We start from the raw sequence: 19,598 nt of genomic DNA, 5'->3' as shown, positions 1-19,598 counted from the left end.
CTAACTTGATTATAAAATTCGCCCCAGATATTAATTTTTAGATTTTTCATAATAAAAAATCCCCCTATAATATTCAGCTTTTAATGTCATCAGTTTTTGGACAATTTTTAATCTCCTATGTTAGGAGAGCCATATTTATATCGCAAATCTTGATATGTATTAGGTAAATGACCGCTCTCTTCTATATAAAGGTTAGTAACTACTGCCATAGCAAATTTATCTGCTTCAAATTCAGTCTTGTGTTTATTCACTTTATTGGCAACATAGTATGCTGCTAATCCTTTATGTTCCAAAACGTGTCCAATTTCATGAGCCAAAGCAAAATATCGTTGATTTGAATATCTAATATTATTTGACATCATTATCAAAGGCTCATCAAAAAAATAATTTGTTTTAGCTAAAGGTTTTTTTCCAAGCTCTTTCCAAAATATTTCTAAGTTTAACTTGTCTGCCCAAACGAAGGGATCAAATGTACTGTATCGTTTACCAATGGTGAAGACTAATTTATTTAGTTTTCTTATTGCTGTCATCGGTATCGCTTCTTTCTTTTTTACGCTGATCCCAAAAAATTTGAGTTAATGCAATTTGTAATTTATCTTTTTGCTCCTCAGTTAATTCATCGCCATCATAGAAGGCACCCACAAGATTTTTGTCTAAGAAGGACTTTAAATCTATGGTGTCTTTTTGTTTTGCCCACTTAGGTGTTTCATTGTTTCCTAAGATGTAGTCAGTTGTGACATGGAAAAATTGTGCGATTCGCACTAAATCATCATTACTTATATTTCTTTTACCAGATTCCCACATTGCCACTGTACTTTGACTAACGTTTAATATCTCTGCGAATTGTGGTTGCGATAATCCACGAGAGTTTCTTAGCTTTGCTAATCTTTGTCCTCTTGTCATAAGTAACTCCTTTAAGTAATAAACTATCACAAAATGTGATAGTTATGGTAAAAAATAAAAGAATATTACTAATAGTGTTGACTATCACATATAGTAATAGTATTATTATCACATAAAGTAATAGGAGGCGATATTAAAATGAATCAATTGAAGAAGTTTAGATTAAGTTTAGGAGAAACACAGCGAGAGTCAGCTGAGAAATTAGGAATTTCAATTTCAAAATATCAAAAAGCTGAACAGGGCATACAAGGTGTTTCAGATAAGCTTAAAGTAAAAATGGCAAATCATTTTAAGACCACGGTAGAAATTCTTTTTTTTGAGAATTATATTACATATAGTGATAACAAAAATGAATCTGTATCAACGTCTTAAGAGTACAGGAAAGCTGCTAGACGTTCATATAGTTGTACGTCAAATATCAATAGCAATTGGAGGTGAGTTATATGGAAAAAGCTCAAAAAAAGAGCCACCTAATTAAAGATGGCAAGATTGTTGTTTATACAACAGATCAATATGAATTAACTCAATTATCGCTGGGACGATATGGAGAAATTCAAATTAGTTCTGCTCAGGGAGTTGGGGTTCGAAAATATTTTCGTCCTTTGATACTCTCTTCAATTTCAGATTTGTACGAGCGTAAGTTGATTTTAAGGCTCCTGAATCTTCATGACCAAACTCGTAGTAGACAATAAAACCATTGTTATAAATAAAAAGTATTTTATCCGTACCACCATAAAATCCGTCCTGAATATTGATTTTCATAGCAATACCAGCTCCTTTACCAGGGTTAATAATCATATTAACCTTAGAAAAATCATATTCATACTTCAAATCAAATTCATTTAGACTATTAATCTTTTGAAATCTTGACATATATTTCACCACCTTTCTAATCAAATTATAGACGATTTGTATTGATACGAAAGGTATAAAAAAGCCGACATCAATTAGATGTCAGCAGAAAAAATTATTTTGCATGACGTGGGGTCGTGCGCTTGTAGCCGGACTGTTTAGGTGATGATTTAACAGTCACAGTTTTAGGGCCTGACTTATGCGGATTAGCGGGAAAATGTCTGTTTTCTTTTACCATGTATATTCACCTCCAATAATTTTAATTATAGAGGAAGGAGAGTCTTAAATGATTAGAAATATAAAGATAGGCGGAATTACTTATTCAATCTCGGTAATTAAGAATCTTCAAGACAATGATGAAGCAGTTTGGGGATATACGGATTACAAGACAGCACAGATTTATCTCGATGAAGATTTATCAATTCAAAAAAGAAAGCAAGTTTTAATTCATGAGGCATTACATGCTTCCATGCATGAGGCTGGTCTTGATGATATCTGTAACGATGAAAAGATAGTAAATCCGCTTGGAAATGTCTTATATCAGCTTATTAATGACAATGATTTAACTAATGATTATTAAAGGAGGTGACAAACCTTGAATGACGTAAACATATTTCAAGAATTTATTGATTTAATTCAGCGACATCATTACAGCTACACAGAAATAGCATTTATGGCTGGAGCAAGAAATAAGCAGTCTGTTGGTCAATGGATTACTAAAAGGCGAATCAAAGAAGAATACGTAATTAACATAGCTAATTCTGTTGATGATGATCGTTTCGTAATGGCGATGAATTGCTACATATATCATCTTCCATCAGCACTATTAGAACTTGCTGATGAGTTCAGTGATGATTCACTAGGACTTCTAATAGGAACACAGGAAGTTGATACAGATAGCGATGGAGCTATTAGCAACATGGTTCATGAATTAAGTAAGAAGGAACCTGATCTTGATGTTATCAAGCTGGGGGTTAAAAAAATGACTAGAACAAGTGAAATTATGATGCTTGCTTCTAGAAAATTATGTAACAGATTTGGAATCACAATGAAACAGGCTGTTTTAGAAAGAGGGTGACTTGGATGCAAGAACCAGAAGTAATGCCTTTCGGTATTCCTGAAAAAGATGGTTACGTGTTGACGTGGGTACGAAAAGATAAGCTTGGTGATCTTATTAATGAACCAATTGATAAAGATATAAAACTTATGCCTTGGGCATGTAAAGTTGTAGGTTGCTCAGCTCCTACATTAAAAAAGAAACTCTTTCGTTATCGCGATGCATTAGACATGGACAAAGGTGGATGTGTTAGATACTCAACTGGTTCTGGTAGTCCATGGAAGTTTTCGGCACCTGAATTCAGAGATTTTGTTTCAAAGCACAAAAAAGAATTTATGAAATCGGAGGAATTATAAATGTTTGATCCAGAAGAATATAAGAAACAAAGAAAACTAGCTAAGAGCTCGTTCAAAATTGAGCAGGTTCCAGAAAAGAGCTTGTTACTAATTAAGCAAGGATATTCAAGTATGGAGGAATCATTTGATTCTGAAATTCCTGAAGAAGTTATTTTTCAATGGTCCGAAGCTGGCTTGAACGCAAAGTTTATTAAATCGGAAAAAGGAAAATATACTTATAGATTTACATTTTAAGGGGATGAACAGCATGGATGCAGTATTTTTAGCCACTTTAATCGGTGCAGCAAGTTTTGGCATTGGAGATGTTCTAGGTCAGCACGGTGGACTTTTAAAGAACATGGACGTATCCGAACGAGATAGAGCCAACGTTAATCACTGGATTGATAGCAAATTAGATAAGTTATTTGGCAATGAACCTGATGATCCAAATAAGATTATGAATTTAACAGACTATGCTCCAGAAATTTTGGCACAAAAAAAAGCGCTCTAGCTCCAACTAGAACTCTTAAAAATAAAATATTTAGCAAAATATTTATACGTTAATTATATCACGAATAGGAGAAATGAAAATGGAATCAATTAAAGGTTACGACAGCAGCTATTTAATGGACGAACAAAGATATAGAGCATTGAATGGGTTTAATGATAATGACGTTGATCCAAACGAAGGATATTTCACAGTTGATGGTGAAAAAATTACTGATTACAAAGGCGAATCAATTGATGCATATTCAAGCGTTTATGAATTCGATGATTTGTACTTTACACGTGATGATGTCGATTCATTTATTCAATTCTTATTAGACAAACACGTTTATGGTGTTCATCAATTATTTGATTGTATGACACCGCAAGGCAAAAGAGATTTCTTATTAAAAGGATTCAATCAAAAAACAAACGATTTTACAGAACAATTTGATTTTGAAGAAATTGAACGTAGTTAATCGATAAACTGGAGGATTTAATAATGGCTAACGAAGTGACTAAAAATGAAACTAAGGAACCAGCATCTACTGTTTTCGAGGTCGGTGGACAAAAGGTTGAGCTTAATAGAAACATTGTTAAAACGTTTATTAAAAGTGGTAACGGAAATATTACAGATGGTGAAGCGTCAATGTTCATTGCTCTTTGCAAGTATCAACATCTTAATCCGTTTCTAAATGAAGCTTATCTAGTGAAATTTGGAAATAGTCCGGCACAGCAAATTGTGTCAAAAGAGGCTTTTATGAAACGTGCAGAGCAAAACGAACACTTCAAAGGTATGAAGGCGGGCTGTATTGTTCTTAGAAACAATGAAGTGATTAATACTAATGGAGCTTTCGTACTTCCTACTGATGAGCTGGTAGGCGGATGGGCAGAAGTTAATAGAGATGACAGAGATACACCTGTTCACATTGAAATTAGCTATAAAGAGTTTAATAAGGGCCAATCTACTTGGAAGTCAATGCCTGCAAATATGATTCGAAAAACAGCAATAGTTAATGCATTACGTGAGGCATTTCCAAATGACCTTGGGGCAATGTATACGGAAGATGATGGGAATAGTGCTCAAGAATCTGTTTCAAATACACGGCATGAAGCTCCTGTTGAACCTAAAAAGAACCTTGATGATTTAGTTGGCAACGTTTCAAACAAGCCAGAACAAGCAGATAAGCCTGTTAAAGATGTAACGCCTGATCCTGTTAAAGAATCTAACTCAATGAGCGATGAAGAAGCTAAACGAGCTTATGACGAGATTAAGAATGGGGGTATTGATGACGATGCTGAAACAGGAAAAGAATCAGAAGCAGAATCAGACGGACAAACCGATCTATTTAAATAGTGAGAACTACTACGATTCAGAAACAGATCAGCAATATCAATCACCAACTTTTTTTAAGAAGTTCCTAGCATGTGAAGCTGAGGCAATGGCAGAAATCAATGGAGAGTACAAGCCAGACTTCAAGAAAGCTTTACTAGTTGGTAATTACCTGCATTCATTTTTTGAAAGTCCTGAAGCTCATCAGAAATTTATCGATGAGAACAAAGAAGACCTACTTTCTAAGAGAAAGCCTCATGGACTTCTCAAAGAGTATAAAGATGCTGATAAGATGATTGATACCTTGAAAGACGATGACGGCTTTAAACAGCTCTATCAAGGTGATAAAGAAGTAATCGTTACCGGTCAAATCGATGATGTTGATTGGAAAGGCAAGGTTGATTGTTTGAATCTTGATCGTGGTTATTTCATTGATTTAAAGACTACTCAAGATATTTTGAAAGAATATTGGAATTCAGAAGAACGTATCAAAGAATCATTTGTTGCTAAGTGGAACTATCAACTTCAAATGTATGTATATCAGGAATTAATTCATCAAACATTTGGTGTTTGGTGTGAACCATATATAGTTGCTGTATCAAAGCAAGATGTGCCTGACAAGGCAATTATATCGATTCCGAACGAGCGTCTGACGGAGGCTGAACTGTTGATTGAACGAGAACAGCCACACATTGAAGATGTCAGACATGGAATTGTTGAACCAGAACGTTGTGAACGATGTGAGTATTGCAGAATGACTAAGAAACTAGGAACTATCGTTTCTATGGATGATCTAATTCAGTAAGGGGGTGAAGATTTGAACTATCTAAAACAGCTTTTATCATTCTATGATGCGCTCGAACTAAATCCATTGAACTCATCAGAAATTGCTTTATGGCATGCCTTAATGTCCATAAACAATAAGTCTGCATGGTCAACTACATTTACGGTAGCGTCATCGGTGTTATGTACAAAAGCAGGTTTAGGAACTTCAAATTTCTTTAAAACTAGAAACACCCTCACTCAAAAGGGATACATCAAATGGTCTTCATCAGGATCTAATAAAGCAGCGAGGTATCAAATCAAGGTACTTTATAGTTCCTTGTCTACACATAGTGTAGACACTAGTGAAGACAGTAGTATAGACACTCGTATAGGCACTAGTGTAGACACTAGTAGAGCATTAAATAAACATAAACAAAAAGAAACTAAACCTAAACAAAATCATCAGGGCGATGATGAGCTGTATCGGAATCTAATTACGACGATTCAACAAAACTTTGGAATTAATTCAACTAAGCCATTAATGCAAGACGATTTGAAATATACACTCCAAGACTTTACTAACCAAGGTACGACATATGCGGAGGCAATTGAGATTGTTACTTATGCAGTCAAAATTGCCGTTGCATACAGTGCAAACACGTGGAGCTATGTACAAGGAATTATTAAACGCTGGATTAATAGCAGTTTATTTACTATGGCTGAAATCAAAGAGTATCAAGAAAAGCCTAAACAAAAATATGGCAGATACAATAAAAAGCCAAAAGAACAGGCAACTGATTGGAGTCAAGTTAAGGCTAAAGAATCTTTGGATAACTCGAGCAATTTACAAGATAGATTAAAGAAATTAAGGGATGAAGAAAATGTTACAAATTAATACGAAAACACTGTCATATAGGCGTTCACAGACACCTATTTCAGATGATAGACAGACAGTTATAGACGAGATAGCTAAGGAGAGCGTGTACTTAGAACAAGCAATTGATAATTTAGAATATCAGTTTGAACACATGGATAACCTTAGGAGAAAATATTCAAATATTTTTAACGATCCGTTTGTAATGGTTAAGTTAGAGGCTTCACTGATCAACGCTTACAGTCTAAGAAAATGCTACGATTCAGAACTTAGAAAGTTGGTGTCGAAACATGATTAATTTTGATTTAAGACGTTTATTAATTCCCAAAAAGTTAACTTTGAATGACTTGGCGGAAATGTCTGGAGTTAACTACTGGACTATATGTCATATGTCGCAGAGAACTTATAAATCAATCAAGATTTCGGATATTCAAAAAATATGTAAAGCATTAGATATATCTCCAAATGAATTATTTGGATATGAAAAGGTGTTAAATGACTGACTTACATCTAACAATCAACGAGATACCAGTACCAGCTTCACGACCAAGAGTTGCTAGATGGGGTACTTATATAGCAGAGCCATATAAGAGTTATAAAAATTATATTGAAGCTCTATACACAGAGAAATATCACAACAAACAGTTATTTGATAGGGGAACTCCTTTAGTTGCACGTATTCACTTTTATAGACCTATTCAAAAAGGATTATCCAAGAAAGAATATTTAAGACGTGCAAATCATGAAGTTAAACCAGCAATTAAGCCTGACTTAGATAATTATGAGAAAGCTATATATGACGGTCTCAAGAAGGCTTGGTTTGATGACGGACAAATAGTAAAGCATGAAACAGAAAAGGATTATGACGAGAATCCTAGAACGGAAATAGAAGTTAGGGAGTGGACAAAATGAACGATTTAGTAATTATGAAAGATCAACAAGCAGTGACTAGCAGTTTACAAGTTGCGGAAACATTTAATAAAAATCATAGAGACGTATTACGAGCAATTGATGATTTAGAAAAAGATGTGCGCAATTTTGCGCAGATGTTTTTAGTAACAGATTTGCCTGATACGTATGGAAGAGGACGAAGGGCGTATTACATGAACCGAGACGGCTTCACGTTACTAGCAATGGGATTCACAGGTAGGAAAGCGGTAAAATTCAAAATGCAATATATTGAAGCCTTCAACCAGATGGAAAATGAGTTGAAACAAGGATATTCCACCAAGAATGTTGGTGGCTATCAAGTACCTTCTAATTATCGTGGTGCATTGCTATTAGCAGCAGATCTACAAGAGCAAGTTGAAATTATGAAACCTAAGGCAATATTTGCGGATTCAGTATCAACTTCGCATACAACTATTCTTATTGGCGACTTAGCAAAGATTCTAAAAGGCAATGGTATCAATATTGGTGCAAGAAGGCTGTTCCAATGGATGAGAGATAATGGCTATTTAATCAAACGTAAGGGTGCTGACTACAATTCTCCTACTCAAAAATCAATGAATTTAGGATTGTTTCAAATTAAAGAATCTTCTCATGTTAACGGAGATGGAGTGACGGTTGTTACTAAGACACCAAAAGTTACCGGCAAAGGTCAAAATTATTTCGTTAATAAATTCCTATCAGAAAATGAAAGGTTGGAAGCATAAATGATTAATAGAACTGTTTTAGTAGGACGACTAACACGTGATCCAGAGTTGAGATATACAACCAATGGTGCGGCAGTTGCTAGTTTTACGGTTGCTGTCAATCGTACATTTACTAACGCTCAAGGCGAACGTGAAGCCGACTTTATCAATTGTACTATTTGGCGAAAAGCTGCTGAGAACTTCGCTAATTTAGTTCATAAAGGTTCGCTTGTTGGTATTGATGGACGTATTCAAACACGTAACTATGAAAAAGATGGGCAACGAGTATATGTCACCGAAGTAATTGTTGATAACTTTTCCAAGCTGGAATGGGATAACGATTCAAATGGTCAATCTAATGGGCGTGCAGATAATCAAGCAAGCAAATCCAATAATACCAACGATTATAGTCAAAAACGTGCAGATAATGTGCAGAAAAATAATAATACCGATCCGTTTGCTGATAACAGTAAACCGATTGATATCAGTGATTCAGATTTACCTTTTTAAGAAATGAGGTTGGATTTATGAATTATGCAGATGTTTATCAGGATTTTGTAGAGGATATATTTGAGCAACATCATCGTGATATTGAAGAAACAATCGCATATATTTCTAAAAATGCAGTTGAAATAAATGAGTGGAAGCCAGATTTCAAACAAGCCAGACGACACTTAAGTCCGGGTGAAAAAAATGACATCATTTGGAAAATCATTACACCATTCTAGGAGATATTAATTATGACGGATGATAATTTAGCAGTCTATCAAATGCGTGAAAATAGATATAAGAATAAAGAAATAGCAGCTGCTATGCATAAAGAGCTTTTTTATATAGAAGACATAATACGTCAAAATAACAGGATCGGTAAAAAATTATATAGAGAAGACGATGAGTGGCAGACGTTGAATGCTAGAAGAAATAAGAATGGATTCGGAACGAGACATACAGAAAGCAATTAAATTGTTTGGAGGATAAACATATGAGAATTTTAAAAGGATATAGCAAGGATGAACAAAAAGAATTAGAATATACCAAAAAAAATATGAGTTGTAATGACTTGTTACATAACATAACTTATTTTCCAGCAAATACTGAATGTGGTTCCATCAAGGATAAATATGATGCAGCTGATACAGACGAACGAATTTCCATTATTAGGGATATTTTAGATTTCTATACTGATAAGGCTACGTTTATAGTTCCTAAAAAATATTATGTACAGTTGATTGCTGGAGATGAAGAGTCTTATCTAAACATCAATCCAAATGGTGGAGCAAAATTATATAACAGGCTTGGGCTTAACGGTTGGAAAGTTAAGTTCACACGTGATGAAGTGGTTGCTATTGATCCAAGACTTGTGCCATTTATGGAAGAGGTAGAAGACGATGAATAAAGCAAAAAATAATAGACCTTTCAAATAGATCAAATAAAAAAAGCCACTCACAAAGTGAGTAGCTAATTAATTGGTTCCAGCAAATCAATTATATCACTATGGGGGCTGTATTAATGGGACTATTTCCAGAACTAAATGAGGAAGAAACACTAAAGAATGTTAAATACTACTTTGAGCATGAGTTTCCAAGATTGAAAGCTCGTTCGCACATGAATATTTCGTCATTACAGTCGCCTAGCTTTGATACGGTTGGAACTAGTGGCAGTGCTAGAAATACTCAGGAGGACAAAATTATGGGTCAATTATGGGCAATGGATTTAGTTAAGGCTACTTATAAGGTGGTTAGAAATTGCCCCGATGATCATAAGTTTAGAACAATCTTAGAAAAATGTTTTTTGTATGGTAAAGGCAATACTGGAGCACTCGATGCAGTTAATTATGAAACATCAAGATACTTTGAATGTAAGCGAGCTGCAATGCTGTATTTTGCTGATGCGTTCAGTGATTACTATCAAATGGAGGTAAATATGATTAAGACTGAAAAAAGTGGAGTTTGAGTGTATAAACTCCGTATGAATTTTGGAGCATATATGAGTAATATTGGTATCGTTGAAAGAATCAGATATGCGGTTACTCTACCGCTACAAAAGGAGCAATTTAGAAGGAAAACTACAAACCAAAAACAACTTTTTAATAACAAAAGTTTAGCCCTTGTGACTGATGATGATAAAGTCAGCCACATTACGCGGATAGTAATACCGGATTACATGCTAAATACATCAAGAATTCCCCTAAATACAAGAAAACTTTCGATAATAATGCAAACTAACGTAGCCACTTTAAACTCCTTTAATTTATTTTGAAATATCACTTAGTATTTAGTATTTCGGTTCGATTCCGAATATCCGCATTAGATGATTATGAAAACAGTCTTTTTAAGATAATGAGCATAGTCATACATGGTATTAGCATAGACGAATCTGTCTGATGAATACTTATATATTAGCCGTGAAGCTTATTCCTACTATTCGTACGTAGGTGAGACCGCGAGGATGAGGGGACAGACGTGTTACCGCTAAGGCTAATAGTAGTGTGGTAGCTTCTTAATTGAAGCGCTCTTTAAGTAGAGGGATAAACCGTGGGTTCGAATCCCACTCACACTATATTAAATAGAACGCGTACCTAGTACGCCACTAGCTGACAGGTTAATTCCTATCGGCTTTTTATTTTGGAGGAAAATATGAAATTTGACAAAGCAATTAAATTAATGGAGCAAGGCTATAAGTTGAAGAGAACTAATTGGAATGGTGATGATCAATTTGTGTTTTTAGTTAAAGGTGAAACACTAGGTCGAACAATTGAACCGCATTATACATTTGATAGAGTTGACTCAAATTTATTTAGAGTTCTTTTTGATCACAACGTCTTTTCTGATCTGCTAGCAATTAAAACAACATCTAATCAAATTCAATTAGGTTGGTTAGCCAGTCAAACAGATATGCTGTCTGATGATTGGGAGGTAATCGAAAATGAGCAATGTAATTAAATTGTTTGTTAATGAAGATACTGTTCAGCGAGCTATTAATCTAATTCGCGGTAGTGATGTTTGTGGAAATAACTATCTCAAAGTAGTTTTAGGGCTTAATGATGATGCTAATGATCAGCTGATGCATGTACTTGAACATAGAAAAATTGTTGATCATGAAGATTTTAACGGTAATAGAAAGGTTCTTATTAATCGTGCTTAAATTTGATGATAAAGATTATACGTGGTTTTTATTTGCTCTCTCTTTAATATTCGCAGCTGCCAAAGTCTTTGGATTTATTAATTGGAGTTGGTTGTGGGTATTTAGTCCAATGCTAATTGCGTTAGGGCTATTTATTTTGTGCTATGGAACTGCTGGAATCGTTATGCTAGTTAAAAAACACAAAGCTAAGAAAGAGCTTAGAAGGATGTGCAAACATGATTAATATTACAGTTTACAAAGAAGCGGAATCAGGAGAAGGATATGAATATAATGAAATGCTAGTAAATCCTAAGCAAATTGTTTCGATAGGATCACATATGGTTGATGACCAGCTTTATCAATTAACACTTCCTAATATTGATGATTGTTATTTAACGGATGAGGAAGGAAAAGATAAGATTGTAGGTGCCTTGAGATGATTCACACAAAGGCTGGTTACATGACTAAGGAAGAAGCTAAGATGATTGGTGATCTAGATCGTGATTTGAAAAAGAAGAGAGAAAAACCTAAGCCAAGAAAGTAGGTGATGATGTTGGCTAAGTCAAACATTGGTGAATGGATAACTCCCGAAGGGTTACTTCAATTAGAAGGCTGGGCACGTGATGGCTTAACTGACGAACAAATAGCCCATAATATTGGGATTGTTCCATCTACGCTTTATGAGTGGAAAAAGAAGCAATCGGAGATATCGGAGTCCCTAAAAAAGGGAAAGTCCGTTGTTGATCGTGAGATTGAGAATGCTCTATTCAAGCGTGCCAAGGGATTCACAGCCACTGAGACACAATATAAGGTAGTCCCGCTTGACGATGAGTTAATTGACGTTAGAAGACGTGATTATGAAAACAAATGGAAGTTGAAGCACCCAGATGCATCTAAGCAGGAGATTCAAGATGCTGCCATCAAAGGTGTAAAGACAACCAGACGCATCAAACTAGGTTTAGTTGAAAAAGATATTCCACCTGATACGACTGCTGCTATTTTCTGGTTAAAGAATCGTAAGCCTGAAGAATGGCGTGATAAACATGAAACTGAGTTATCCGGTGGCTTAAATGTTAACAATCCATATGCCAATTTAACTGATGATGAATTGAAGAAGCTCGCTCATGAACAAAAGTGAATTAATTAAACGTGGTGCAAAGATTGAACTAGCACGACGTCATTTTTTTGATTTCTGTCATTTAAGAATGCCTGAATTTTATAAATCTAATCGCAAATATCTAGTTGATTTATGCAATGACTTGGAAGAATTCTTAATGAGTGATGATCAGGTGTTAGTTGTTAACGAGCCTCCAAGACATGGCAAGTCACTCACAGCAACCAACTTTGTTGAATGGATATTAGGACGTGACAGTACGTTTAGAATTATGACAGGCTCTTATAATGAGACCTTATCAACAGTGTTCAGTAAGTCAGTTCGTAATACTATTCAAGAAGTTAAAGCAGATGAGAACATTTTAGTTTATAACGATATTTTCCCAGATACACATATTAAATATGGTGATGCTGCAATGAACATGTGGAGCCTTGAAGGTAATCAAACTAATAACTATTTGGCTACATCTCCAAGTGGTACTGCTACTGGTTTTGGTGCTGATCTAATCATAATTGACGATGTTATTAAGTCAGCTCAAGAAGCCAATAATGCTAACAGATTAGATGATATATATCGTTGGTATGCTGATACAATGCTTTCACGTCTTGAAAAAGGTGGCAAAGTATTAGTTATTATGACTAGATGGGCATCAGGCGATCTAGCTGGACGTGTGTTAACTGAAATGCCTAAGGCTGGTTTCAAAGTTAAACACATCAATATGAAGGCTCTTCAAGACGATGGAACAATGCTATGTGACGATGTTCTTTCTTATGCTGAATACAAACGTAAAATATCTGTTATGTCACCTGAAATAGCAGCTGCTAACTATCAGCAAGAACCAATTGACTTAAAGGGTGCCTTATATCAGAAGTTTAATACGTATACTAAACAACCAGAATTTAATGGCATATATGCGTACTGTGATACTGCTGACGAAGGTTCTGACTACTTAGTATCAATCGTATACGGGATGTACAATCAAGAACCATACATCTTAGATGTGGTTATGACACAGGAACCCATGGAAGTAACAGAAAAGCTTGTAACCGAAAGCTATTATCGTAATCACGTTAATATGGCACGTATTGAATCAAACAATGGTGGTAAAGGATTCGCACGTCAAGTTGATAGCAAACTTAGAAATGAATACGGAACCAATAGAACAGTAATAAATTGGTTTCATAATGGACAAAATAAAGATGCACGTATTCTATCTAACTCAAGCTGGGTAGAAGAACACGTGTATTATCCCGAAGACTGGAAGTCACGCTTTCCGGTCTTTTTTGATGCTATTAAGAAATATCAAAGGGCTGGCAAGAACCTGCATGATGATGCTTCTGACTCTTTAACGGGTGTTGCTGAATCAGTCATGGCAATGCAAGAAGATACTCAAGCATCGTCAATTAATGAGCAAGCTGATTACTTAGATAGCTTGGGACTCTAAACGAAAGGAGAGTGATTGAATGGCAATAGAAGACAACCCGATGGCTTACTATTCAAGCCTTCCATATCCAAATCAGCGAACGGTTCATATGTTAAGTGGCAGACGTTTCTCGCTTGAATCAAACAAACAGTACAAAATGCCTGAAGAAATATTTGATGCTGTGAAGGATGATCCTGTCAAGCTTGGAGAAGTTGCAACACAGTTCATTGAGAAACATCAAGCACTGCAAGTACCGCGTTTACTGACGTTGTACCGCTATTATATTGGCGATAACGACATTCATTATTGGAATAGTGAGAAGCCCGAAAGCCGTGCAGATAATCGTATTGCTAGTGGATTTGCTCACTTTATTACATCAATTAAAACTGGTTATCGTTTTGGTAATCCTATTAAGTTTCAATATAACGAAGATTCTGATACATCTAAAGATGATGAAGATAAGCTCAATGATTTGATTGCTGATTTTAATTCTAAGAATGATGAATCATATCATGAAAAAATTATGGGCAAGAACCTGTCAATTATGGGACGTGCGTACGAATTAATGTATGTACGTGAGAATACCAACGAAGTGGCATTACGACCTGTGAACCCTGCTAATGCGTTTGTGGTTTACGATTCTAGCATGGAACAACATTCACTATTTGCCGTTTATTATTACAACGTCAACTTTAATCAGCAAGATTATTGGTACACAGTTATCTATACTGATGATCATATTTACTATTACAAGCCAACGTCTGATTATGATGGACAACTAACATTATTAAGAAGTGAAGAGCATAGCTTTGGTAGTGTTCCAATCACTGAATATATTAATAATGATGAACGTATGGGTGACTGGGAATATAAGCTTGATACCATTGATGCAATCGATAAAAGTAAGTCTGAAATGGCAAACTCACAAGAAGACTTTAGCAATGCAATGCTTATGATTACTGGTGATATTGATGTTCCTAAAACACCATGGGTCGGCGCTGATGGCCAACCATTGAAAGATGAAGATGGACATATTCTTTATAAGAAGAAGCCTCAAATTGATACTCATCAAAGCAAGATATGGTTAAAGCCAGCACTAGTTAAGAGTGGTATCAATGATAACAGCCAGGTTGTTCAACCTACTGCATCGTATCTAACTAAAGAATTGAATTCTGATGGCTGGAAACTCTATATTGATGCATTGAATATGGAGATTCATAAGGACACAAATACACCTGATACAAGCGATGCTAACTTTGCATCAAATGCGTCGGGTGTTGCAATGTCTTATAAATTATGGGGCAGTGATCAAGAACGTTCCAATCAGGAATCTTTATATACTAGAGGAATCATGCGTCGTATGCGTTTGCTAGGCAATTATTGGCAGAAGTTAAACGCTATTAAAAATGCAAGTATGGTCGAGAATATCAATCCAATATATACACCTAATCTTCCTAAAAATGATTCGGAGATCATGCAGACAGTCACAGCTTTGGTTAATACCGGCAAGGTTTCTGATCAAACTATCCTTGAACAAATTGAACCAATCACTGGTGTTAGTTATGAATCTGAAAAGCAGCGTAATGAGGATGATACTGAAGAAGCTCTAAAGAGTAATCCTTATGACAAAGTTTTTGATAGAAAGTCTGACAATGCTCAAGAACAAAATGATTCCGATTCAAAAGAGGTAGATTCTGATGAAACTGACGAAGAATCAAGCGATTAAAATAGCTCAAAAAGTTTACGGAAAACAGGATGAGCGAGTTAAAGAGATAGAGCACATGTATCGCGATACTCAATCTAAGGTCATTAATGATGTCGATGCATTTATGGGAGCTAACAAATCGTGGACAGCAAAGGCTAGTCCTGATGAGATTGCTAATTTTCTATCTAATTTAAAAGATACTTTTTATAACGCTAGTCCTGACGACCAGAATCTTATAAAAATTGCATATGGCGGTAATAGTCTAAAAACCAATGGTGACATGCTAATGGCAAATATCACTAGGGATGTTGTAAGACAGTCGATTGCTCAAAAGATTCATTTAGGTGTATCAACCGAAAACATTCCTGATGTTGTTACTGCTCCAACGTATAAGTATGCAACTAAAGTTCTTAGAAATAATAGATACATTTCAGAGCAAAGTAAGAATGTAGATGCGATCATTTATAAGTCAGTTCAAAATACTACATTAGACAATCACGTTGATTCTGACATGTTTTCATCAATCAATAAGCAAACTATGCAGACACTTAGAAAAATTCGTGATGTGGCTGAAACAGCTGCTAAAAGTCCTAAAGATTCTTTGAATTGGAAGAATGAAATTTCTAACATTTTAACTGGTGGTGACAAAGCTACTGATGGTCAGATGGGACGTGCAGCAGGTTTAATTAGAACAGCTACTGCTCAAGCAATGAATCGAACTAGACTGCAAGACTTTCAGTCAAGAGGCGTTAGCAAGTACAAATATATATCGCTTGAGGCAGTTAACACTTGTGCTGATTGTGATGATCTTGATGGAAAAATCTTCAACGTTGAAGATGCTGAAGAAGGTGTTAACTTTCCTTTAATGCATCCAAATTGTCAATGTACTGTTATTGAAATGAATAACGATGATGATTGGGATACAAGTGATTATGATGTTACAGATGAATTAGACAAATTGTAGACAACTTTAAAGTTTGTCTTTTTTTATGCCTTCAAACGTGTGTCAGGCACTAAAGAGCCATGGATATAGTCGACGGACTCTAAATGGAAATTAAAGCCGACGGGCTTAAAACGGGAGGATAACTTATGGACCCTAATCAAAATAAAGACCAATTGCAACAATCAAATACAAATAATGAACCTAATCAATCAGAAGTAGCGTTCGATGATAAGCAACAAGAAAAAGTTAATCAATTAGTTAGCGCAGGCAAAGCTAAAGAAAAAGCTCGTGCTGATCAAACTATTAAAGACTTACAAAGTAAGGTTGGAAATATTCCAGATTTGATTAAAGAAGCAATTGCTAAACATGACGCTGAAGCAAATATGACAGATAAAGAAAAATCAGATGCTCATACTCAAGAGCTTGAAAATCAAATTGCAAAGTTGCAAGAAGAAAACAACCGCCGTGCTTTAGTTGATAGTGCTAGTAAAATCGCTGCTGAAAAGGGATTACCACAATCATTTGCAAAATTGTTCGTTGGTTCTACTGATGACGAAACTCAACAAAACCTTGAAAGTGTCAAAACTGAATTCAATAAAGCCGTGCAAGAAAGTGTTGAAGAACGTCTAAAAGGTAAGAGTTCACCTCAAACTGCTACTGGCAGTCAAGGCACAACGGTAAATAAGGATTTAAGCAAGATGAGCATTGATGAATTAACTGAGGCTTATATGCAAAATCCTGAACTGATTAAAAATAATTATTTAAATAAATAGAAAGAAGGAAATTCAAATGCCACAATTTACTGGCTCTACATTCTTAGGTCAACTAGTTATTCCTGAAATTTGGGCACAATATATTAACAATGATTCAACTCAAACAAACCGTTTACTAACAAGTGGAATTGTTACATCGGATGATGAAATGGGGGCACATCTTCAAGACCCCGGTCAAATTATGAATATTCCAGTTTTAAATGATTTAGATGGTGATCCACAAGATTGGAATGATACTGAAGATATTAAGGTATCAAATATCACTAGTGACAAACACAATGCTATCAAGATGTATCAAGCTAAGGCGTTTGGTCAAACCGACTTTTCTCAACAAGTTTCGGGTGCTCCAGTATCCGCCAGAGTATCATCTAGATTCTCTAGTTATTGGAATAATCAAGACGAAAGATTTATTCTAGCGCTTTTACAAAATGCATTTTTACTTGATGATATGAAAGAAGCTAAATCATTTGGCTTTGATACACCTAAGGACTTATCAGCAGGTGATTTTTTAGCAGCGTTGGCAAGAATGGGTGATGTTACTTCTCCATCATTGAACCGTCTAAATGCTAATTCCGCTACAATTTTAGCTATGCGAGAGCAAAATCTTATCTCTGACGTGCAACCATCAGTTGGTGGGACTGACATTCAAACTTACAATGGTATTCCTATTACAGAAGATGATTCTATTGAGCTTGGAGACGATGGGACAACAACAATGTATATCAATGCGCCTGGTGCCATTCGTTATTCACAAGCTCCAGCAAGTAAGAATGCTGTTGAAGTTGTACGTGATGCGCTTGGAAAAGGTGGTCAAGATGCTTTGATTAACCGTCGTATTGTTTCAATGCACGTAAATGGATTAGGCTGGGATATTACTAAACCATATACGGGAATGACAGTTAATAAATTAGAAGATGCGACTGATCCACTTTATCAAATGGTCATGGATCCAAGAAAAATTGGTGTTGTTGCTTACAAATTTAAGATTGATTCTAAGTATGTTGTTAAAAAGATTAATTCTAAGGATAAGAAAGGCTCAACGGGCTCAACTACAAATACATCTACATCAGGCAGCACATCATCTGGTTCAACAACTAAATAATGAGGTGATTGTATGATTGAAGATACACCAAGTGTTACCGATAAAGTTCTGTCTAGTATAGAAGTTCTTAATGATTTAAAAGAAGAAGACCCTAGGATTCCTAGAATTAAAATCTATATTGATAACGCAATTGACGAAATCAAATTGTACTTAGATGTTGATGAGATTGATTCTAAGTTAACTGTTATTGTTCAAAAGGTTACTCAAAATGCCTTGAATAAAGAGAATTACGAAGGTACCAAGTCCATTTCGGAAGAAGGGATGTCATTGACATTCCAAGACACCGATTTATCGCCTTATTTTGATTTGCTTAATCAGTATAAGGACGGCTTGGAAGAGAATGATCATAGAGGGAGCGTGATGACGTTTGATTAGGCCTATTATTTATTTGGTTCGTGAAGTAAGTAAGTCCAATAGTTCACCTTTAGACCACACAAAAGAGTTGGTTGCCACTAAATATTATGGCGCAAGAGTAACGGAATTGAATGGTGCTCAACAGCAAATAGATGTATTTGGAAGACAGTTTGCTAAGTCATGGGTAATTAGATTCAATTCACCTGAAAAAGCTGACTTCGTTGGATTTGATGGTGAATTTAATGAGAAAACTCAATCACCTAAATATTCAGTTAATCAAATCAGAAATCATCGTAATCGAACTACTATGTATGTCACTGGGACGGTGGTTAAACCATGAGTTGGGATAATGAACATGTACCAGTTGTGCGCATTCAAGCTACAAATAATTATGAAAATGACATGACTGAAATGGCTAGAAGTCTTAAACAGTCTGGTAACTCTGATTTAGCCGAAATGATTCTAAAAGATAAGGCTAGATTGAAAAACAATATTCCTAAAGCCGTAGATAAGATAGCAAATGATGAAGTTGATGGTGCTCAAAAGCTTATTAGAGAAAGACAATATCATTCAAAATCAGGCTATCAAGGTCATGGTAATTTATGGAAATCAGTAGCAAAGCATCCTTCAAAAGACGGTATGTCATCTGATGTCTATGCTGATGCTGAATCAAAAGAAGGATATGAATATATTCAAGCATTTGAAAATGGCTTGAAGAACAAGAATTATCCTGCTCAACATCCGATGCATGATTCGGGTATTGCACTCGATGTAGATAAGTATGCGAAGGAAGCTATTGAAAATTCAATTAAGTAGGTGATG

At 35.4% G+C, this 19,598-nt stretch carries 33 protein-coding genes and 1 tRNA gene; 31 read left to right on the top strand and 3 right to left on the bottom strand.

Going from position 1 to position 19,598, the window contains the following annotated elements; genetic code table 11:
• Window positions 1–107 precede the first annotated feature (107 nt).
• Together FD31_RS06470 and FD31_RS06465 are read right to left on the bottom strand one after the other, a co-directional pair.
• Entirely contained in the window at window positions 108–530 is a 423-nt protein-coding gene (locus FD31_RS06470; RefSeq protein ID WP_057891953.1) for an ImmA/IrrE family metallo-endopeptidase, read from the bottom strand.
• Window positions 505–903, bottom strand: coding sequence for a helix-turn-helix domain-containing protein (locus FD31_RS06465; RefSeq protein WP_057891952.1), 399 nt, complete (start codon window positions 901–903; stop codon window positions 505–507). The genes FD31_RS06470 and FD31_RS06465 overlap by 26 nt, the downstream gene beginning before the upstream one ends.
• Window positions 904–1,041: 138 nt before the next feature.
• Here FD31_RS06465 and FD31_RS06460 point away from each other — a divergent pair, with 138 nt between their 5' ends.
• Complete coding sequence (locus tag FD31_RS06460) at window positions 1,042–1,275, top strand: helix-turn-helix transcriptional regulator (protein ID WP_057891951.1); 234 nt, start codon at window positions 1,042–1,044, stop codon at window positions 1,273–1,275.
• 186 nt (window positions 1,276–1,461) lie between these two features.
• Here FD31_RS06460 and FD31_RS06455 read toward each other — a convergent pair whose 3' ends face one another.
• Window positions 1,462–1,776 (bottom strand): hypothetical protein, encoded by a 315-nt coding sequence (locus tag FD31_RS06455; RefSeq protein WP_057891950.1) that lies wholly within the window; start codon window positions 1,774–1,776, stop codon window positions 1,462–1,464.
• Window positions 1,777–2,041: 265 nt separating this feature from the next.
• On the opposite strand from FD31_RS06455, the gene FD31_RS06450 reads away from it, so the two are divergent.
• From FD31_RS06450 to FD31_RS06295, 30 genes are all read left to right on the top strand, one after another.
• Window positions 2,042–2,335 (top strand): ImmA/IrrE family metallo-endopeptidase, encoded by a 294-nt coding sequence (locus FD31_RS06450; RefSeq protein ID WP_057891949.1) that lies wholly within the window; start codon window positions 2,042–2,044, stop codon window positions 2,333–2,335.
• 93 nt (window positions 2,336–2,428) lie between these two features.
• Window positions 2,429–2,833 (top strand): hypothetical protein, encoded by a 405-nt coding sequence (locus tag FD31_RS06445; protein WP_147007307.1) that lies wholly within the window; start codon window positions 2,429–2,431, stop codon window positions 2,831–2,833.
• A 5-nt stretch (window positions 2,834–2,838) separates the two neighbouring features.
• Complete coding sequence (locus tag FD31_RS06440) at window positions 2,839–3,168, top strand: DUF771 domain-containing protein (RefSeq protein WP_057891947.1); 330 nt, start codon at window positions 2,839–2,841, stop codon at window positions 3,166–3,168.
• The gene (locus tag FD31_RS06435) at window positions 3,169–3,402 is read left to right on the top strand and encodes a hypothetical protein (protein WP_057891946.1); all 234 of its coding nucleotides are present in this window, start codon (window positions 3,169–3,171) and stop codon (window positions 3,400–3,402) included.
• 13 nt (window positions 3,403–3,415) lie between these two features.
• The gene (locus FD31_RS06430) at window positions 3,416–3,658 is read left to right on the top strand and encodes a hypothetical protein (RefSeq protein ID WP_057891945.1); all 243 of its coding nucleotides are present in this window, start codon (window positions 3,416–3,418) and stop codon (window positions 3,656–3,658) included.
• A 79-nt stretch (window positions 3,659–3,737) separates the two neighbouring features.
• Window positions 3,738–4,112, top strand: a complete 375-nt coding sequence (locus FD31_RS06425; protein WP_057891944.1) for a hypothetical protein — start codon at window positions 3,738–3,740, stop codon at window positions 4,110–4,112.
• Window positions 4,113–4,135: 23 nt separating this feature from the next.
• The gene (gene bet / locus FD31_RS06420; protein WP_083483608.1) at window positions 4,136–4,990 is read left to right on the top strand and encodes a phage recombination protein Bet; all 855 of its coding nucleotides are present in this window, start codon (window positions 4,136–4,138) and stop codon (window positions 4,988–4,990) included.
• Window positions 4,911–5,771: a PD-(D/E)XK nuclease-like domain-containing protein gene (locus FD31_RS06415; RefSeq protein ID WP_235805335.1), complete on the top strand. Its 861-nt coding sequence runs from the start codon at window positions 4,911–4,913 to the stop codon at window positions 5,769–5,771. Before bet ends, FD31_RS06415 begins: the two co-directional genes overlap by 80 nt.
• A 12-nt stretch (window positions 5,772–5,783) precedes the next feature.
• A complete protein-coding gene (locus FD31_RS06410) occupies window positions 5,784–6,626 on the top strand; it encodes a DnaD domain protein (RefSeq protein ID WP_057891943.1) in 843 nt (280 codons plus the stop codon).
• Between the two features lie 269 nt (window positions 6,627–6,895).
• Window positions 6,896–7,108 carry a helix-turn-helix domain-containing protein gene (locus FD31_RS14580; protein WP_057891941.1) on the top strand — a complete coding sequence of 71 codons (213 nt, stop codon included), beginning with the start codon at window positions 6,896–6,898 and terminating at the stop codon, window positions 7,106–7,108.
• Window positions 7,101–7,517, top strand: coding sequence for a RusA family crossover junction endodeoxyribonuclease (locus FD31_RS06395; protein ID WP_057891940.1), 417 nt, complete (start codon window positions 7,101–7,103; stop codon window positions 7,515–7,517). Before FD31_RS14580 ends, FD31_RS06395 begins: the two co-directional genes overlap by 8 nt.
• Complete coding sequence (locus FD31_RS06390) at window positions 7,514–8,260, top strand: phage antirepressor KilAC domain-containing protein (protein ID WP_057891939.1); 747 nt, start codon at window positions 7,514–7,516, stop codon at window positions 8,258–8,260. The genes FD31_RS06395 and FD31_RS06390 overlap by 4 nt, the downstream gene beginning before the upstream one ends.
• On the top strand, window positions 8,261–8,749 hold the full coding sequence (gene ssb, locus FD31_RS06385; protein WP_057891938.1) for a single-stranded DNA-binding protein: 489 nt from the start codon (window positions 8,261–8,263) through the stop codon (window positions 8,747–8,749).
• Between the two features lie 17 nt (window positions 8,750–8,766).
• Entirely contained in the window at window positions 8,767–8,967 is a 201-nt protein-coding gene (locus FD31_RS06380; RefSeq protein ID WP_057891937.1) for a hypothetical protein, read from the top strand.
• 12 nt (window positions 8,968–8,979) lie between these two features.
• A complete protein-coding gene (locus tag FD31_RS06375) occupies window positions 8,980–9,201 on the top strand; it encodes a hypothetical protein (protein WP_057891936.1) in 222 nt (73 codons plus the stop codon).
• Window positions 9,202–9,221: 20 nt separating this feature from the next.
• Complete coding sequence (locus FD31_RS06370; protein WP_057891935.1) at window positions 9,222–9,635, top strand: hypothetical protein; 414 nt, start codon at window positions 9,222–9,224, stop codon at window positions 9,633–9,635.
• A gap of 113 nt (window positions 9,636–9,748) precedes the next feature.
• On the top strand, window positions 9,749–10,192 hold the full coding sequence (locus tag FD31_RS06365; protein ID WP_057891934.1) for an ArpU family phage packaging/lysis transcriptional regulator: 444 nt from the start codon (window positions 9,749–9,751) through the stop codon (window positions 10,190–10,192).
• Between the two features lie 532 nt (window positions 10,193–10,724).
• Window positions 10,725–10,798 (top strand) — tRNA-OTHER (locus FD31_RS14100).
• A gap of 77 nt (window positions 10,799–10,875) precedes the next feature.
• Entirely contained in the window at window positions 10,876–11,181 is a 306-nt protein-coding gene (locus FD31_RS06355) for a DUF2829 domain-containing protein (RefSeq protein ID WP_057891932.1), read from the top strand.
• Window positions 11,165–11,383 (top strand): hypothetical protein, encoded by a 219-nt coding sequence (locus tag FD31_RS06350; RefSeq protein ID WP_057891931.1) that lies wholly within the window; start codon window positions 11,165–11,167, stop codon window positions 11,381–11,383. The genes FD31_RS06355 and FD31_RS06350 overlap by 17 nt, the downstream gene beginning before the upstream one ends.
• 215 nt (window positions 11,384–11,598) lie before the next feature.
• On the top strand, window positions 11,599–11,802 hold the full coding sequence (locus tag FD31_RS06340; RefSeq protein ID WP_025025091.1) for a hypothetical protein: 204 nt from the start codon (window positions 11,599–11,601) through the stop codon (window positions 11,800–11,802).
• 113 nt (window positions 11,803–11,915) lie between these two features.
• Window positions 11,916–12,500: a hypothetical protein gene (locus FD31_RS06335; RefSeq protein WP_057891954.1), complete on the top strand. Its 585-nt coding sequence runs from the start codon at window positions 11,916–11,918 to the stop codon at window positions 12,498–12,500.
• Entirely contained in the window at window positions 12,487–13,920 is a 1,434-nt protein-coding gene (gene terL, locus FD31_RS06330; protein ID WP_057891929.1) for a phage terminase large subunit, read from the top strand. Before FD31_RS06335 ends, terL begins: the two co-directional genes overlap by 14 nt.
• Window positions 13,921–13,939: 19 nt before the next feature.
• Window positions 13,940–15,625, top strand: coding sequence for a phage portal protein (locus FD31_RS06325; protein WP_057891928.1), 1,686 nt, complete (start codon window positions 13,940–13,942; stop codon window positions 15,623–15,625).
• Window positions 15,597–16,568 (top strand): minor capsid protein, encoded by a 972-nt coding sequence (locus FD31_RS06320; protein WP_057891927.1) that lies wholly within the window; start codon window positions 15,597–15,599, stop codon window positions 16,566–16,568. Before FD31_RS06325 ends, FD31_RS06320 begins: the two co-directional genes overlap by 29 nt.
• A 125-nt stretch (window positions 16,569–16,693) precedes the next feature.
• Entirely contained in the window at window positions 16,694–17,320 is a 627-nt protein-coding gene (locus FD31_RS06315) for a DUF4355 domain-containing protein (RefSeq protein WP_057891926.1), read from the top strand.
• 16 nt (window positions 17,321–17,336) lie between these two features.
• On the top strand, window positions 17,337–18,422 hold the full coding sequence (locus FD31_RS06310; RefSeq protein ID WP_147007308.1) for a capsid protein: 1,086 nt from the start codon (window positions 17,337–17,339) through the stop codon (window positions 18,420–18,422).
• A gap of 12 nt (window positions 18,423–18,434) precedes the next feature.
• Window positions 18,435–18,797: a phage head-tail connector protein gene (locus FD31_RS06305; protein WP_057891925.1), complete on the top strand. Its 363-nt coding sequence runs from the start codon at window positions 18,435–18,437 to the stop codon at window positions 18,795–18,797.
• Window positions 18,790–19,116: a hypothetical protein gene (locus FD31_RS06300; protein WP_057891924.1), complete on the top strand. Its 327-nt coding sequence runs from the start codon at window positions 18,790–18,792 to the stop codon at window positions 19,114–19,116. Before FD31_RS06305 ends, FD31_RS06300 begins: the two co-directional genes overlap by 8 nt.
• Entirely contained in the window at window positions 19,113–19,592 is a 480-nt protein-coding gene (locus tag FD31_RS06295) for a hypothetical protein (protein ID WP_057891923.1), read from the top strand. Before FD31_RS06300 ends, FD31_RS06295 begins: the two co-directional genes overlap by 4 nt.
• Window positions 19,593–19,598 lie beyond the last annotated feature (6 nt).

Origin of the sequence: Companilactobacillus nantensis DSM 16982 (assembly GCF_001435815.1) — a bacterium.
GTDB classification, from domain to species: domain Bacteria; phylum Bacillota; class Bacilli; order Lactobacillales; family Lactobacillaceae; genus Companilactobacillus; species Companilactobacillus nantensis.
The sequence above is the reverse complement of the archived record's forward strand: the minus strand, read 5'-3'. Positions and strand labels throughout refer to the sequence as shown.